Origin of the sequence: Cellulomonas endophytica (assembly GCF_004123805.1) — a bacterium.
GTDB lineage: Bacteria > Actinomycetota > Actinomycetes > Actinomycetales > Cellulomonadaceae > Cellulomonas > Cellulomonas endophytica.
Genome location: NZ_RWJX01000011.1, coordinates 19,958 through 35,247, shown reverse-complemented (window position 1 = coordinate 35,247; position 15,290 = coordinate 19,958). Strand labels below are relative to the sequence as shown.

Genomic DNA, 15,290 nt, shown 5'->3' with positions numbered 1-15,290 from the left:
CCGAACTCACCCTGCGGCCGGCGCCGCTGCGGCCCTGACGGGGAGGGGCGGCCTCGTACGGGGCGGGGGAGAAGCAGATGTCCCCGTGGGGACGGCGTCGATCGAGACGATCGACGCCCAGCCCCGGGGCGCGAGCGGGTGCCTCATCCCGCAGGGGCGAAGCGGCGCACGGTCGTGCCCCCACCGTTGAGCAGGACGCTCCCGTCGGGCAGGACGAAGAGGTCGCCGGTGGCGTTGCCGGCGGGCACCTCCCAGCGGACCTCGCCGGTGTGGAGGTCGCGGGCGGCCAGGACGTTGGACAGACCTCGGGTCTCCATCTGCAGCACAGCGCGCCCGTCGCTGATGACGTCACCGAAGACGGACACCGACACCTGCTCCCACACGGGGGTGCCCCCGCGCGCGTCCAGGACGGTGGTCCGCTGCGGGCCGGGCACGACGAGGACGCCGCGTAGGGCGGCGACGACGCGGGGCAGCTCGGGCAGGGTCCACAGCTCGCGCCCGTTGGTCGCGTCGACGGCGGTGACCCCACCGTCGGGGTCCTGCCCCAGCAGGACGACGTCGAAGGTGGTCCCGTCGTCGGGGCGCGTGGTCAGCGGGTACCCGGGCTGGTTCCAGCGTTCCTGACCATCGGGGCCGACCGCACCGGTGTGCAGGGACCCGTCGCCCGCGCGTGCGGCCCTCAGGGTGCTGCCGTCGGGCAGATCACGAGCGGGCAGCCCTCCGCCGGCCGGCTCGACGGGGAGGACAGCACCGGTGGTCAGGTCGAGGGTGGTCTGCCGTCCCAGCACCTCGACGACGAGGGTGGTGCCGTCGGGGCTCCACGCCGCGAAGGGGGCGTACTCGTCGGTCGGTCCGCTGTCCCGCCACGTCCACGCGGGGTGTGCGCCGCTGACGTCCGCGACGACGACCTGCAGGACGTCGTCGTCATCGCGGCCGTAGGTCACGACGCGGTCCTCGAGCCCGAACCACCACTCGGCGGCGGGCAGGTCGACCGGGACGGCCCCGGCGCCGGTGTCGGTGGCGACAGAGGTGTACCGGTCCGCCCCTGTCCCGGGTGCCGGCTCCCGGCAGACCAGCCGGTGGTGACCGGTGCGCCGCCCGGCGAAGCTGCGATCGGCGACGGTCTGGAAGATGTCGCAGTTCCCGGGGCGGGTCCACACCGTCCTGCCGGTCCGGGTGTCGACGGCGGTCACCTGCTCCTCGTGCTGCACGACGACGACGGCGTCGGTCGCGGTGATCATGTAGCGGGCGTCGTCGATCTCCCAGCCGGGCTGCACCGGGTCGTCCAGCCGGACCGACAGGCCCTCGACGTCGGCGAGCTCGGCATCGAGGCGTGCATCGCGGACGAGGTCGACGGCCAGGACGGCGCCGGCGCCGGCGACCAGGACGCCGACGGTGCACAGGGCGAGCCACCGGGGTGGTCGCGGCAGGCGTCGTCGCTCCTGCGCGGGGCCCCCGTCGTCGGGGCGGGCCTCGGCGTCGTCCCAGACGACCTCGGCGAAGCGGTGGTGGTCCGGCACGTGCTCCCCCTCCGCTGCGGTCGTACGCGTGAGCCTCGCACGTCCTCGGTCGTGCGCGAGGGCGATCGACCGGGGTCGGTTGCCGGTGGCGGGGACGGGGAGGGGCACCATGGTCGCCGGGTCCGACGGGGAGGAGGCGAGGGCTCCGCACGCCCGGAGACGTGACGGGGGAGGGTCGGGCGGTCCCCGCTTGAGGAGCGGCTGAGTCCGCGCGCCCGGCGGACGGCCCTCCTCGGGACGACGCGGGCGTCCTCCGACGTTGACGTCCCTGATGATCCCCACGCCCCCCGCCGCGCCGGCCCTCGGGCCCCTCGCGGCCGGCACCGCCGCCGCCCCGGTCGCCCCCGGCCGCTCCGCGCCCACCGCGAGCGTTGCGGACGCGGCGCTGGAGGAGTCGTTGCGTCCACCGCGCCGGTGGCAGCCGAAGAGGGTGCTGGTCACCGCCTCCGCTGCCGACACCCCGCACGGGCAGGCGATCGTGGCCCGGTGCGAGGCCGCCGGCGTCGAGCGGATCGAGCTGCTGCGTGCGGACCGGTTGCCCTCCCTGCGCGGGGACGACGAGCGCGCGACGTACGCGCTGGCGAAGTCGACGCTCGCGGTGGTGACCTCCGCCCCCTCGGCACGCCGGCTCGCACCGATCCCGCCGAGCGCCGACTGGCGCCTCGACCTGGCGGTCGGCTGCCCCGCCCACTGCCAGTACTGCTACCTCGCCGGCTCCCTGGCCGGCCCTCCGGTGACGCGGGTCTTCGCCGACCTGCCGCAGGTGCTCTCCTCCATGGACACGCACGTCGGGCGCGGAGGGGTGACCAGCACTTCCCGCCATCGCGCCGGTGAGGGCACGACGTTCGAGGTGTCGTGCTACACCGACCCTCTCGGCATCGAGCACCTCACCGGGTCCCTCGCCGCGACGGTCGCCCACGTCGGCACGCGGGACTGGCCGAGCCCGGTGGGCCTGCGCTTCACGACGAAGTTCGACGACGTCGCACCGCTGCTGGACCTCCCGCACGGCGGGCGCACCCGCGTGCGGTTCAGCGTGAACTCCGCCGGCCCGGCCGGTGCGGAGCGGTTCGAAGGCGGCACCGCCCGCGTGCGCGAACGGCTCGGCGCGCTGCGACGGCTGGCGCTGGCCGGCTACCCGGTCGGCCTGACGATCGCGCCGGTCATCCCCGGACCGGGCTGGCAGGACGCCTACGGCGCACTGCTGGACGACGTGGCGTCCGCCCTGGCGGACGTCCCGGACCCGGACCTGACGGCGGAGGTCATCACCCACCGGTTCACGCCCAAGAGCCGGGAGGTGCTGCTGGGCTGGTACCCCCGCACCCAGCTCGAGATGGACCCCGCGCAGCGAGCCACCAAGCGGGGCAAGTACGCCAGCATCAAGCACGTGTACACGGCGCCGGTCATGACCGAGGTGCGCTCCTGGTTCGAGCGCGAGCTCGACCGCCGGCTGTCGACGGCCCGGCTGCTCTACTTCACCTGACGCGTCCGCCGATCTCGGCAGGGCCGGGGCGTCCGCACCGGCCCTGCCGCGCGGCGGAACCTGGCCGCCGTCGACCGCGCCGCCTCGACGGCGGCACCTCCGGGGCTAGCATGCCGTCGTGGCCAGGACTCCGGTGGTGCCGCGCCCTGCCGGCCGCCGAGGACCCGCCGTGGTCGGCGTGGTCGGGGCCCTGCTGTCCGCGCTCGGGGACGTCCTCGTCCTGGGCCGGCCCTGCTCCGGCCGGGACTTCGACCGGGCCTCCGGCAGGGTCCCCCCGCACGTCGTCGCCGACCCCACGTGGCGGTCGTTGTGGAACGGCGCCGGCCTCCCCGCGCGTCGCATCCAGGCCGGGACCGTCATCGGCTGCCTCGGGATCGCCCTGCTGCAGTGGCCGGCGATGCGCGGCATCAGCCGGACGCTCCCCGCCGGGCGCGACCGGCGGGTCGCCGAGGCGTCGGCCGCGGCCTTCGCGGTCGCCGGGGTGCTCACCCACCAGTGCTGCGGCTCGGTGGTCCTGGCGTACCGGAGGGCGGCCGAGGAGGACCCCGGCCCCGACACCGGGACCCGTCGCGCGCCGCGCTCCGCCACCCCGTTGCTGGCGCTCAGCACCGCTGCGACGCTCGGTGCGCTCGCGACCTACAGCGCCGGCCTGACGGTGTCGGCGCTGCGTCGTCCCAGCCCCTCCTCCGCGTGGCCGTCGGTCGTGACGCCCCTGTCGTCGGTGCTGGTGACGTTGCTGGGGTTCGGCGTCCTGCCCGCCCCGATCGGCGGGTTCGCCCGTCCGGCGTCGATCAGCATCGGCCTGATGACGTCCTTCGCCGTCACCGCCGCGTTGGACCGGCGTCGCGGGGACGAGTGACGGCCGGACCGACGCGTCAGAGCTCGACGACCAGCGTGTCCGAGCCGCCGGTGCGACCGACCGGCGTGAACCCGTGCCGCTCGTACAGGTGCCGTGCCGCCGTGTTCCCGTCCTCGACGCTGAGGCTCAGGGCGCGCCAACCCCGCGCGCGGCCCCCGTCCAGGCACGCGGACAGGAGGGCGGCCCCGATGCCGCGCCCGCGCGCGTGCGCGACGACCGCCATGCTGATCTCGGGCACGTCGTCGGCGACGTAGCCGTACCCCGCGGCGGCCGCCGGCAGGGGGCGTGCCCAGACCGCTCCCAGCGCCGCGTCGTCGGACGCCGACGGGTCGAGCGCCACGAAGCCGAAGTCGCCGACCCGTCGCCAGCCCGACAGGTACCGGCCGGCGTGCTCGTCCCGCAGCAGCTGCTGCGGCGTGAACCGCCGCTCGCCCGTCCAGTTGTACGCCTCGAGCAGCATGTCGCGCAGGACCGGGAGGTCGTGGTCCGTCGCCTCGCGGATCCTCACCCGGCCAGCCTAGGCATCACCTCGGGGGCGCGACGCCGTCCGCCCCGGGGAGAGGCTGCTCCGGTCGTCGGGACCGGGTGGCGAGGGGCCGAGGTACCGTCCCGTCCGTGCTCGCCACGGTCCTCGCCCAGCACCCGTGGACGACCACGGCTGCCCTGGTGGGCCTCGTCGTCCTCGGCCCGGCCGTCGGTGCCTGGCTCGTCGGCAGGCCGCGGGTGAGCCGCGTGCTGCTCGCGCCGGCGGTGCTCCTGGTGGCGCTCCTGACGCTGGTCCCCACGCGCCGCGACCTCGACGTGGGCTGCACGGTCGAGTGGTCGCTCCCTCGGCTGGCTGCGGTCGAACCCATGGCGAACCTCGTCCTGTTCGTCCCGGTGGTCCTCCTGGCCGGAGTGCTGACGCGTCGGCCCGTGGTCGTCGTGCTCGCCGCCAGCGGCTCGTCGCTGGTGATCGAGACCGTCCAGGCGCTCGTGCCCGCGCTCGGCCGGAGCTGCTCGAGCAACGACTGGCTCCACAACACGCTCGGCGCGCTCCTCGGGGCGCTCCTGGCACGGGCCGGGCTCCGCCTCGCGCAGCGCCGCCGGGGTCCCGATCGGACCGGACCCCGCTGACGTGAGGATGCGGGTCCCTCGACGCCCGGGTGCCGGAGGGTGCGGTCCGACCTCCGGGCGGAACGCGATGGAGCCGGTCGCCCGGCGGGGCTAGCGTCCGCGGATGGTCTGGTGGCAGGACTGGCCGTGGTCCTTGCCGGGGTGGGACCCCGAGGCGGTGCAGGCCGTGCGGGACGGGCCCTCGTTGGTCCTCCTCGCCCTGCGGAGGCGCCGACCGTCGTCGGCCGGACGGGCTGCGCGAGCGCGCGGTGGGGGAGGGAGGTCAGCCTGTTCATTCCTTGACAACAATTGTTGTCAGGAGGACCGTGGTCGGCATGCAGGACGTCGAGGTCATCGAGGACGCGCAGGCGGCTGCTGCGGCGCTCGACCCCGTACGGGCCCGTCTGCTCGGGGAGCTGGCGGTGCCGGCCTCCGCCGCCGGGCTCGCCGCCCGCGTCGGGATCCCGCGCCAGAAGGTCAACTACCACCTCAAGGCGCTCGAGGCGCACGGCCTGGTGGAGCTGTCCGAGGAGCGCCGGCACGGCGGCATCACGGAGCGCGTGCTCCGGGCGACGGCGGCGTCGTACGTCGTGTCACCCGCGGCCCTCAGCGCCTCCGCGGCCGACCCCGACGCCTCCGCCGACCGCCTGTCGGCCGGCTATCTCGTCGCGCTGGCCGGACGGCTGGTGCGCGAGGTCGGGACGCTGGTGCGCCGCGCCGGGTCGTCCGGCGTCCGGGTCCCGACGCTGACCATCGACACGCGGATCGGCTTCCGGTCAGCCGCCGACCGTGCCGCCTTCGCCGAGGACCTGACCGCGGCGGTGCTGGACCTGGCCGCCCGCTACCACCACGACGACGGGCGGCCGCACCGGCTCGTCGTCGCCGCCCACCCCGTACCCGAGGAGACCTCATGAGCACCGCACCCGACGTCCCGTACCGCCTGGAGTTCGAGGTCGAGGTCCCGGGCACCCCCGAACAGGTCTGGCAGGCGATCGCCACCGCGCAGGGCATGAGCGCGTGGTTCCTGCCGACGCGGATCGAGGAGCGCCAGGGCGGCCTCCTGCACTTCAGCATGGGCCCCGAGATGGGCTCGGACGGCCGGGTCACCGCCTGGGACCCGCCCCGCCGCCTCGTCTACGAGGAGGACTGGGCCGCCCTCATGGGCAAGGACCCCGACGCGGTGAGCCCGCTGACCTCGGAGTTCGTCGTCGAGGCGCGCTCGGGCGGCACCTGCGTCGTGCGGGTGACCAGCAGCGGCTTCGGCACCGGCGCCGACTGGGAGCCGGAGTTCTGGGACGACATGGCGCCGAACTGGATGCCGTTCTTCGACAACCTGCGCCTCTACCTCGCGCACTTCGCGGGTCAGGAGGCCACCCCCCTCGAGGTCACCGCGTCCCACCCCGGCGGTGCCGACGCGGTCTGGTCGGCGCTGCGCGGCGCGCTGCCGCTCGGCGACGAGGGGGAGGCCTTCGAGGCCCTCGGCACGAGCGGGACCGTGGAGCGCGTCGGTGAGCGGCGGGCGCTCGTGCGTCTGACGGGGCCCGTGCCCGGCATGCTCACCGCCTTCACCTTCGGCGAGGCCGAGGACCGTGCCCTGGTGGGCGTGCGGGCGTACCTGTTCTCGCCCGACGCGGCCGACCACGTGCGGCGCGAGGAGCCCGCCTGGCGGCAGTGGCTGCAGAACCTCTCGGTCCCGGTCGGCTGACGCGGTCGGCTGACGCGGTCGGCTGACGCGGTCGGCCACCGGCGTCCCCCCGCACGGCGCGCTCGTCGCGGTCCCGTCAGGCGGCGGCGAGCCGCGCGCGCAGGGTGCCGACCCCGGGGCCGTGCAGGACCTCCAGCGCCACCGCCCGTCCGGTGGCGGCGAGCAGGAGGGCCTGCGCCGGGCCGCGCACCACCGGACCCCGGCCCTGCGCGAAGCCCACGTCCTCGGCCTCCAGACGCAGGCCGGCGAGCGCCCCCCGGGGCACGAGCCCCGCGGGCGCCGTCCCGACGAAGCGCAGGGCCGTGACCAGCCGCGGCTCCGGGACCTCGCGGTGCAGCCCCAGCGGCCAGCGGATGTCCGATCCGTGCACCAGGACGTCCAGGAGGGGGGCCTCCGGACCCCCGCCGGGCGGGGTGAAGCGGACGTGCGCGCGACGGTGCAGCACGTCGACGATCTCGGTGAAGGGCCGGCGTGCGAGCCGGGCGGTCACGCGCACGTTGGCCCGGTCGAACCTCCCGCGCTCCCGGAGCACCGCCAGCACGAGCCGCGCGGTGCTCACCTCGAGGGGCATGACCAGGTGCGCGGCGACGTCGTGGACCGTCCACGGGCGGCACAGGCTCGGGCTCGCCTGCTGCTGCGGGGTCAGGTCGGCGAGCTGCAGCGCCAGCGCCCGTCGCTCGTCGGCGATCTCCTCGAAGACGTCCACGCGCCGATCCTGGCAGCCGGCACCGCCGCGCGGGCGCTGCTCGGGCCGGCAGCTTGTCGAGCAGCGCGCGCAGCTGCACGCGCTCGCCCGCGTCCAGCTTCGACATGACCGTGGCGCCGGCCGCGACGCGCTCGGCGACCTGGGTCCGCAGGGCCGTCCACTCCGGCGTCAGCCGCAGGAGCTTCACCCTGCGGTCCTGCCCCTCGACGCGCTCCGCGAGGCCGGCGCGGGCGAGCCGGTCGGCGATGCCGGTGACGTCGCAGGCGTCGGCACCTCGGCGAGGGCGCGAGAGGTCCACCATGACCCCGCCTGTCGTCCCTGCCGCCGACGAGACGCCGGCTCCCGCCCCGCCGCGCCCGTCGGCGCCGGCCGGGTGCTCCGCACGACGGGCGTGGCCGCCGGCGTCGCGCTGCTCGTGAACCTGGTGGTCCTCCTCGTCGGGCGGCTCGCCGGCGCGCCATGACCGTCGGGGAGCCGGACGGGACCGAGACGCTCGCCGCGATGCACGTCGCCACGGGGCTGGTCTGGTCCGTCGTCGTGCGCCGCGGCGCCCCGCGCCGAGTCACACGGTGCCGGGTGGACGGGCCGGGGGGTCGAGCTCGTCGGCGTAGGAGCGCACGGCCCGTCCGTACAGGGTGAGGTGCGGCGCCAGGGCGCGCAGTGCGGTGGCGAGGGCCTGCGCCGGCTCCCCGGCGGACTGCAGTGACAGGGCGAGGAAGGCGTCGACCCAGTCCCGGCCCTCCGCCGGGGCCCCGGTGCGCGCCCGGCGCAGCAGGGCAACGGCCTCGTCGGCGTCCCCCTCGTTCCGCAGGGAGGACGCCAGCTGGACCACGCACTGGAGCCGTTCGGGCTCCTCGAGCCCGCGGTCCAGGGCCTCCCGGTACAGCGGGATCGCCTCGCCCTCGAGCCCGAGGAAGTCCCGGGCCCCGGCGCGCTCGAACGCCGCCCGGGCCGGGCCGGCGCCGTGCGCCTGAAGGACCCGGTCCACGGCCGCCAGCAGGTCCGGGGAGTCGCCGATGCTGCGGTAGAGGTCGTCGATCTCGTCGGTCAGGTCCGCCACGACGGCGATCCTGCCGCACCCGTCAGCCCAGGACGGCGACGCTCTTCGCGCCCAGGCGCAGCACGCCGTCGGTGACGTCGGCGGTCGTGCCGCTGAAGAGCGCGAGCACGTCCAGGCCCTCGCCGGGCTCGAGCGGGATCGCCTGCTCCGTCGTGGTGAGGTTGATCGCGACGCGCCCGCGGCCCCGGTGCAGCACGAGCCAGCCGTGGAAGCCCTCCGCGGGCGGCACCAGCGCGGTGATGGCCTCGGCCGCCGTCGTGGCGCCCCCGGCGCCGGCCGGTCCCGCCGCCTCGCCCGGGGTGGCCGCGGCGGCCCCGCCCTCGCGGGGCACCTCGTGCCAGCGCAGGTCCGTGTGCGAGCGGTCGCCGGTGGCGAAGTACGGCGCCGTGCGCCGCAGCTCCGCCAGTCGCGTGTACCAGGCCAGCAGGGAGCGGTGCGCCGGCTCGTCGAGCTCGGACCAGACCAGCGTCGAGTCCTGGAAGGTCCGGGCGGCCTGCGGGTCCGGCACCTCGACGTCGCCGCCGTACAGCTCGGACCAGCCGTGCGCGCCGAACTCGGACCGGCGCCCCTCGCGGATGGCGTCCGCGAGCTCGGGCTCGTGGTGGTCCGTGAAGAACTGGAACGGGCCGCGGGTGCCCCACTCCTCGCCCTGGAAGAGCATCGGCGTGAAGGGGGACAGGAGCACCAGGGCCGCCTCGGCCGCGAGCTCGCCGTCGGTGAGGCGCGCGGAGGGCCGGTCGCCGATGGCGCGGTTGCCCACCTGGTCGTGGTCGGAGGCGAAGACGACGAACCGGTGGCCGTCGAGCTCGGGCGGCACCGGGGCGCCCCACTCCTCGCCGCGGAACGTCGACATGGTGCCGTCGTGGACGAAGACCTTCGTGAGGGCCTTGCGCAGCGTCTCGGGGGCGCCGAAGTCGCCGTAGTAGCCGTGCCGCTCGCCCGTGAACAGGGCGTGCAGGGCGTGGTGGACGTCGTCCGCCCACTGCGCGGTCATGCCCCAGCCGCCCTCGTCCGTCGGGGTGACGGACACGGGGTCGTTGAGGTCGACCTCGGCGACGAGGGACAGGGGACGCCCGAGCCGGTCGGACAGGTCCGCCGTCTCGTCGGACAGCTGGGCCAGGACGTGGCGGTCCGAGGTGTCGACGAGCGCGTGGACCGCGTCGAGGCGCAGCGCGTCGACGTGGAAGTCGCGGAACCACCGGGCCGTGCTGTCGAGGATCCAGCGGCGGACCTCGTGCGCGCCCTCGGCGTCGAGGTTGATGGCGGAGCCCCACGGCGTCTGGTGCGTGTCCGTGAAGTACGGGCCGAACTCCGACAGGTAGTTGCCGGACGGGCCCAGGTGGTTGTGCACCACGTCGAGGCAGACCGCCAGGCTGGCGGCGTGCGCCGCGTCGACGAAGGCCTGCAGCCCGGCGGGGCCGCCGTAGGGCGCGTGCACGGCGTAGAGCGCGACGCCGTCGTAGCCCCAGCCATGGGCGCCGTTGAAGGCGGCGACGGGCATCAGCTCGACGACCTCCACGCCGAGCGCGGCGAGGTGGTCGAGGCGCTCGGCGGCGGCGGTGAAGGTGCCCTCGGGCGTGAAGGTACCCACGTGCAGCTCGTAGACGATGCGGCCCCGCACGTCGAGCCCGTCCCAGCCGTCGTCGCTCCAGTCGAAGCGGGACGGCTCGAACACGCGGCTCGGCCCGTGCACGCCCTCGGGCTGCCACGCGCTGCGCGGGTCCGGCCGGGGGTCCCCGCCGTCGAGGGCGAACGCGTAGTCCGTCCCGTGGGGGAGGTCCTCGCCGGCGACCCACCAGCCGCCGTCGCCGGGCTGCATCGGGTCGGTCCGGCCGGACGCGGGCTGCACGAGGTCGACCCGCCCGGCGGCGGGGGCCCAGACACGGGGGCGCATGGTCTACCGGTCCTCCGGGGTGGTGGTGCCGTCCGCGCGGACGAGGAGCGCGACGGGCAGGCGGTCGAGCAGCGGGGCGACGGGCACGACCCCGCCCTCGACCGGTCGGCCGGTGAGGACGTCGGTCCAGGCGCCGGGGGGCAGGGCGACGGTGTGCTCGTCCCAGCCGCCGAGGCGGTCGACCGCCGCGGCGAGCCGCGTGGCGACGACCGCCACCCGGGGCTCGCCGGCGACCGTGCGCGCGTAGCTCATCGTGTTGCCGGAGGAGTGCGCCAGGGGCACGAAGCCGGCGTCCGGGCCGACGAAGGCCTCGGGCAGGTCGCGCCGCAGCCGCAGGGCGCGGGAGGTGACGAGGAGCTTCTCGTCGTCCAGGTCCCGCGGGCCGGCGCCCTCGTCGAGCCGCTCGAGCCGGGCGGCCAGCGAGCCCGCGTGCACGGGGCGGCGGTTGTCCGGGTCGACGAGCGACACGGCGGTCACCTCCGTGCCCTGGTAGACGTCGGCGACGCCGGGCAGCGTGAGCTGCACGAGCTTCGTGCCGAGCGTGGCGGCCCGGACGGCCGGCGCGGTGCGCTGCACCCAGGCCTCGAACAGCTCGGTGACGCGCTCGTCGGCGACGGCGCGCGTGACGAGCTCGAGCACGGCGCGCTCGAAGGCCTCGTCGGGGGCGGTCCACGTGGTGCGGCTCTTGGCCTCGCGGAGCGCCTTCGTGAGGTAGTCCGTGAGCCGGTCGGTCGCGATCGGACCCTCGGGGCCCCAGGTGCCGGCGAGCGTCTGCCACACGATGTACTCCGTGCGGCCGTCGATGATGGCCGACCGGTAGGGCGCCGTGGCGGCGCGCAGCCCCTCGACGAGGGACGCCCACTCCGTCGGCAGCTCCGACAGGACGCCGAGGCGCGCACGGGTGTCCTCGCTGCGCTTCGTGTCGTGGGTCGAGCCCGTCGTCATCGCCAGGGGGTGCAGCGCCTGGGCCTTCGTCGCCCACGCGAGCAGCTCCGTCGGCGTCAGCGCGAAGCGCTCGGGCTCGCCGCCGACCTCGCAGAGCGCGACGAGGTGCGTCCAGCGGTAGAAGGTCGTGTCCTCCACGCCCTTGGCGGTGACGGCGCCGCAGGTCTGCTGGAACCGGACGATGAGCTCGTCGCGCCGCGCGCCGCGGGTGCGACCCGCGGAGCCGACCTCGCGGCCGAGCAGCAGGTCGACGACGACGTCCATCGTCTCGGCGCGGTCGGGGCCGAGACGGCGGCGGGCGATCGCGGCCGCCTCCTCCATCGCCTCGACGGAGTCGCGGTGCACGGTCTCGCCCGGGACGACGTAGGCGCGGTAGCGGTCGAAGGCGACGAGCAGCTCGATGAGGCAGTCCTCGAGCGCGCGCCAGGTGTGGTCGCGCAGCCGCAGGTCGTCGGCGCAGATGCTCGCCGCGAGCGACGTCAGCCGGTGCACCTCGGCGTAGAGGGCGCCGTCGATGATCTCCCGCTTGGCCGCCTCCGTGAGGACGGGCAGCGCGTCGGAGGTGTCCCCGGTGATCCGGTGCATGAGCGAGCCCAGCGGCGCGGCGCCGCCCGGGTCGACGAACGTCTGCTGGATGCGCCACATCGCGTCGTAGCCGGTGGTCCCGACGGTCTCCCAGTCGGCGGGCAGCTCCTCGTCGCCGGCGAGGATCTTCTCCACCGACACCCAGGCGCCGCCCGAGGCCTCGCGCAGGCGGGTCAGGTAGCCCGCCGGGTCGGCGAGGCCGTCCGGGTGGTCGATGCGCAGGCCGTCGATCGTGCCGTCCGCGATGAGGTCGAGCACGAGCCGGTGGGTGGCGTCGAAGACCTCGGGGTCCTCCACGCGGATCGCGACGAGCGTCCCGACGTCGAAGAAGCGCCGGTAGTTGAGCTCCTCGTCGGCGACCTTCCAGTACGCGAGGCGGTAGTGCTGCGCCTCGACGAGCTGGGCCAGGGGGAGAGCCTCCGTGCCGGCCCGGACGGGGAAGACGTGGTCGTGGTAGCGCAGCACGGGCAGCTCGCCCTCGCCGGGCACGTCCTCCGTGGACAGCTCGAGCTCGCCGCGGGCGAGCACGGCGCCGATGCGGTCGCCGAGCACGGGCATGAGCACCGCGCCGTCGCCCGCCGACCAGTCGACGTCGAACCACGACGCGAAGGGGGACTCCGGGCCGAGCCGCAGCACGGACCACAGCTGGCGGTTGTGCCAGGCGGGGGTCGGCACGGCCATGTGGTTGGGGACGATGTCGAGGACCATCGACAGCCCGGCCGCCTTCGCCGCGGAGGAGAGCCGGCGCAGGCCGTCCTCGCCGCCCAGGACGGGGGAGACCACGTCGTGGTCGACGACGTCGTAGCCGTGCGTCGAGCCCGGGGCCGCCTGCAGGATCGGCGACAGGTACAGGTGCGTCACGCCGAGGTCGGCCAGGTACGGCACCCGGGTGGCGACGTCGTCGAACGTGAGGTCCGCACCGAGCTGGAGCCGGTAGGTGGAGACGGGGACGGGCCGCCCCGGCGCGACGAGACGCCGCGCCGGCACGGTGCGCTCGTCGCTCATCGAGCCGCGGGCTTCTTGCGCGAGCGGGCGGGCTTCGTGCCGGTGGTGGACGCGGCCTGCACCGCCTGCGCCGCCTCCGACACCTGCTCCGCGACCGCACCGGTGCCCGAGGCGCTCGGGGCGGTGGTCACCGGGGGACGGGTGAGGAGCACGAGGGAGCGGCCCGTGATCGTCACCGTGGACCCCGCGTCGAGCACGTCGCCGGCCGCGATGGCCGTGTCGGTGTCCTCCAGCGCCGTCCACCGGGGCCCGTACTCGGCGGGCGGCAGCGTGAAGTCGACGGACTCGGGATTCGCGTTGAAGAGCAGGAGGAAGCTGTCGTCGTGGATCTCCTGGCCGCGGCCGTCGGGCTCGACGATCGCGTCGCCGTTGAGGAAGACGCTGACGGACCGCGCCAGGCCGGCGCTCCAGTCCTCGTCGGACATGTGCTCGCCCGAAGGGTTCAGCCAGGCGATGTCCTTGAGGTCCGACTCGCCGCCGTGCTCGGGCGCGCCGGCGAAGAAGCGGCGGCGGCGCAGCACGGGGTGCTTGCGGCGCAGCGCGACGATCCGCTGCGTGAACGCGAGCAGGTCCGTGTTGCCCTCGTCGAGGTCCCAGTTCACCCAGGCGAGCTCGCTGTCCTGGCAGTACACGTTGTTGTTGCCCTGCTGGGTGCGGCCCAGCTCGTCCCCGTGGGCGATCATCGGCACGCCCTGGGAGAGCAGGAGCGTCGCCAGGAAGTTCTTGCGCTGGCGGGCCCGGAGCGCGAGCACCTCGGGGTCGTCCGTGGGGCCCTCCACGCCGCTGTTCCAGGAGCGGTTGTGGCTCTCCCCGTCGTTGCCGCCCTCGCCGTTCGCCTCGTTGTGCTTCTCGTTGTACGAGACGAGGTCGTTGAGCGTGAAGCCGTCGTGCGCGATGACGAAGTTCACCGACGCGATGGGCCGGCGGCCCGTGTGCTCGTACAGGTCCGAGGAGCCCGACAGGCGGCTGGCGAACTCGCCGAGGGTCGAGGGCTCGCCGCGCCAGAAGTCGCGCATGGAGTCGCGGTACTTGCCGTTCCACTCCGACCACAGGGGCGGGAAGCCGCCGACCTGGTAGCCGCCGTCGCCGAGGTCCCAGGGCTCGGCGATGAGCTTGACCTGGGAGATCGTCGGGTCCTGCTGCACGATGTCGAAGAACGCCGAGAGGCGGTCGACCTCGTGGAACTGGCGGGCCAGCGTCGCGGCGAGGTCGAACCGGAAGCCGTCGACGTGCATGTCCTGCACCCAGTAGCGCAGCGAGTCCATGATCATCTGCAGGACGTGCGGGGACCGCATGAGCAGCGAGTTGCCCGTGCCGGTGGTGTCGAAGTAGTGGCGCTGGTCCTCGTCGACGAGCCGGTAGTAGCTGGCGTTGTCGATGCCGCGGAAGCCGAGCGTGGGACCCATGTGGTTGCCCTCGGCGGTGTGGTTGTAGACCACGTCGAGGATGACCTCGATGTTCGCCTCGTGCAGGGCCTTGACCATGCTCTTGAACTCCTGGACCTGCTGGCCGTCCGTGCCGTAGGCCGCGTAGGAGTTGTGGGGCGCGAAGAAGCCGATGGTGTTGTAGCCCCAGTAGTTCGACAGCCCCTTCTCGACGAGGTGGGGGTCGTTGACGAACTGGTGCACCGGCATGAGCTCGATGGCCGTCACGCCGAGGTTGGTCAGGTGCTCGATGATCGCGGGGTGCGCCAGGCCGGCGTACGTGCCGCGCAGCTCCTCGGGGACCGCCGGGTGCAGCTTCGTCAGGCCCTTGACGTGCGCCTCGTAGATGACGGACTCGTGGTACTCGTGCTGCGGCGGACGGTCGTGGCCCCAGTCGAAGTAGGGGTTCACGACGACGGAGTGCATCGTGTGGGAGGCCGAGTCGTCCGTGTTCCGCTCGTCCGGGTTGCCGAACTGGTACGAGTACAGCGACGGGTCGCCGTCGATCTGGCCCGTGACGGCCTTGGCGTAGGGGTCGAGGAGGAGCTTGCTCGGGTCGCAGCGGTGGCCCTGCGTCGGGTCGTACGGACCGTGCACGCGGAAGCCGTAGCGCTGGCCCGGCTGGACCGAGGGCAGGAAGCCGTGCCAGACGAACCCGTCGACCTCGCGCAGGTCGACCCGCTCCTCGGTCCCGTCGGCGGAGATGAGGCAGAGCTCCACGCGCTCGGCCACGCCGGAGAAGAGCGCGAAGTTGGTGCCGCTGCCGTCGTAGGTGGCACCCAGCGGGTAGGGACGTCCGGGCCAGATCTGCATGCGCACACCATGCCAGCGAGCGCCGCGCTCGGCGCGCGGAGCGGGGGTGGTGCCGGAGGGAGTACCACACGCCGGCGGCGGGGCGCGCCGGAGGGGGAGAGCCGCAGGTCAGGTGCCGTCCGGGGAGGTCGGCCGACGGGACGCGCCGACGCCCGACGTGGGCAGCATCACGTCCTCGGGTCGCGCCCGGACGGGCCCG

General features: G+C 74.9%; 12 protein-coding genes. 5 read left to right on the top strand and 7 right to left on the bottom strand.

The annotated features are described in order from the left end of the window. Positions 1 to 143: 143 nt before the first annotated feature. Entirely contained in the window at positions 144 to 1,520 is a 1,377-nt protein-coding gene (locus tag EJA20_RS05355) for an outer membrane protein assembly factor BamB family protein (protein WP_129337130.1), read from the bottom strand. A 271-nt stretch (positions 1,521 to 1,791) separates the two neighbouring features. On the opposite strand from EJA20_RS05355, the gene EJA20_RS05350 reads away from it, so the two are divergent. Continuing rightward, positions 1,792 to 3,000 carry an SPL family radical SAM protein gene (locus tag EJA20_RS05350; protein WP_205687375.1) on the top strand — a complete coding sequence of 403 codons (1,209 nt, stop codon included), beginning with the start codon at positions 1,792 to 1,794 and terminating at the stop codon, positions 2,998 to 3,000. Positions 3,001 to 3,169: 169 nt separating this feature from the next. Continuing rightward, positions 3,170 to 3,859 carry a DUF6796 family protein gene (locus EJA20_RS05345; protein WP_164983838.1) on the top strand — a complete coding sequence of 230 codons (690 nt, stop codon included), beginning with the start codon at positions 3,170 to 3,172 and terminating at the stop codon, positions 3,857 to 3,859. Positions 3,860 to 3,875: 16 nt separating this feature from the next. On the opposite strand, the gene EJA20_RS05340 is transcribed toward EJA20_RS05345, so the two are convergent. Beyond that, complete coding sequence (locus EJA20_RS05340) at positions 3,876 to 4,367, bottom strand: GNAT family N-acetyltransferase (RefSeq protein ID WP_129337128.1); 492 nt, start codon at positions 4,365 to 4,367, stop codon at positions 3,876 to 3,878. A 107-nt stretch (positions 4,368 to 4,474) separates the two neighbouring features. On the opposite strand from EJA20_RS05340, the gene EJA20_RS05335 reads away from it, so the two are divergent. The 3 genes from EJA20_RS05335 (at position 4,475) to EJA20_RS05325 (ending at position 6,659) form a co-directional block, all read left to right on the top strand. After that, a complete protein-coding gene (locus EJA20_RS05335) occupies positions 4,475 to 4,975 on the top strand; it encodes a VanZ family protein (protein WP_129337127.1) in 501 nt (166 codons plus the stop codon). Between the two features lie 314 nt (positions 4,976 to 5,289). Continuing rightward, a complete protein-coding gene (locus EJA20_RS05330; RefSeq protein ID WP_129337126.1) occupies positions 5,290 to 5,868 on the top strand; it encodes an ArsR/SmtB family transcription factor in 579 nt (192 codons plus the stop codon). Further along, positions 5,865 to 6,659, top strand: coding sequence for an SRPBCC family protein (locus EJA20_RS05325; protein ID WP_129337125.1), 795 nt, complete (start codon positions 5,865 to 5,867; stop codon positions 6,657 to 6,659). Before EJA20_RS05330 ends, EJA20_RS05325 begins: the two co-directional genes overlap by 4 nt. Before the next feature lie 76 nt (positions 6,660 to 6,735). Here EJA20_RS05325 and EJA20_RS05320 read toward each other — a convergent pair whose 3' ends face one another. The 5 genes from EJA20_RS05320 to glgX form a co-directional block, all read right to left on the bottom strand. After that, positions 6,736 to 7,365: a maleylpyruvate isomerase family mycothiol-dependent enzyme gene (locus EJA20_RS05320; protein WP_129337124.1), complete on the bottom strand. Its 630-nt coding sequence runs from the start codon at positions 7,363 to 7,365 to the stop codon at positions 6,736 to 6,738. Positions 7,366 to 7,927: 562 nt separating this feature from the next. Continuing rightward, complete coding sequence (locus EJA20_RS05315; protein WP_240675071.1) at positions 7,928 to 8,425, bottom strand: tetratricopeptide repeat protein; 498 nt, start codon at positions 8,423 to 8,425, stop codon at positions 7,928 to 7,930. 22 nt (positions 8,426 to 8,447) lie between these two features. Continuing rightward, positions 8,448 to 10,319, bottom strand: coding sequence for a malto-oligosyltrehalose trehalohydrolase (treZ, locus tag EJA20_RS05310; protein ID WP_129337123.1), 1,872 nt, complete (start codon positions 10,317 to 10,319; stop codon positions 8,448 to 8,450). 3 nt (positions 10,320 to 10,322) lie between these two features. Continuing rightward, the gene (gene treY / locus EJA20_RS05305; protein ID WP_129337122.1) at positions 10,323 to 12,854 is read right to left on the bottom strand and encodes a malto-oligosyltrehalose synthase; all 2,532 of its coding nucleotides are present in this window, start codon (positions 12,852 to 12,854) and stop codon (positions 10,323 to 10,325) included. Then, on the bottom strand, positions 12,851 to 15,091 hold the full coding sequence (gene glgX, locus EJA20_RS05300; protein ID WP_129337121.1) for a glycogen debranching protein GlgX: 2,241 nt from the start codon (positions 15,089 to 15,091) through the stop codon (positions 12,851 to 12,853). The genes treY and glgX overlap by 4 nt, the downstream gene beginning before the upstream one ends. Positions 15,092 to 15,290 lie beyond the last annotated feature (199 nt).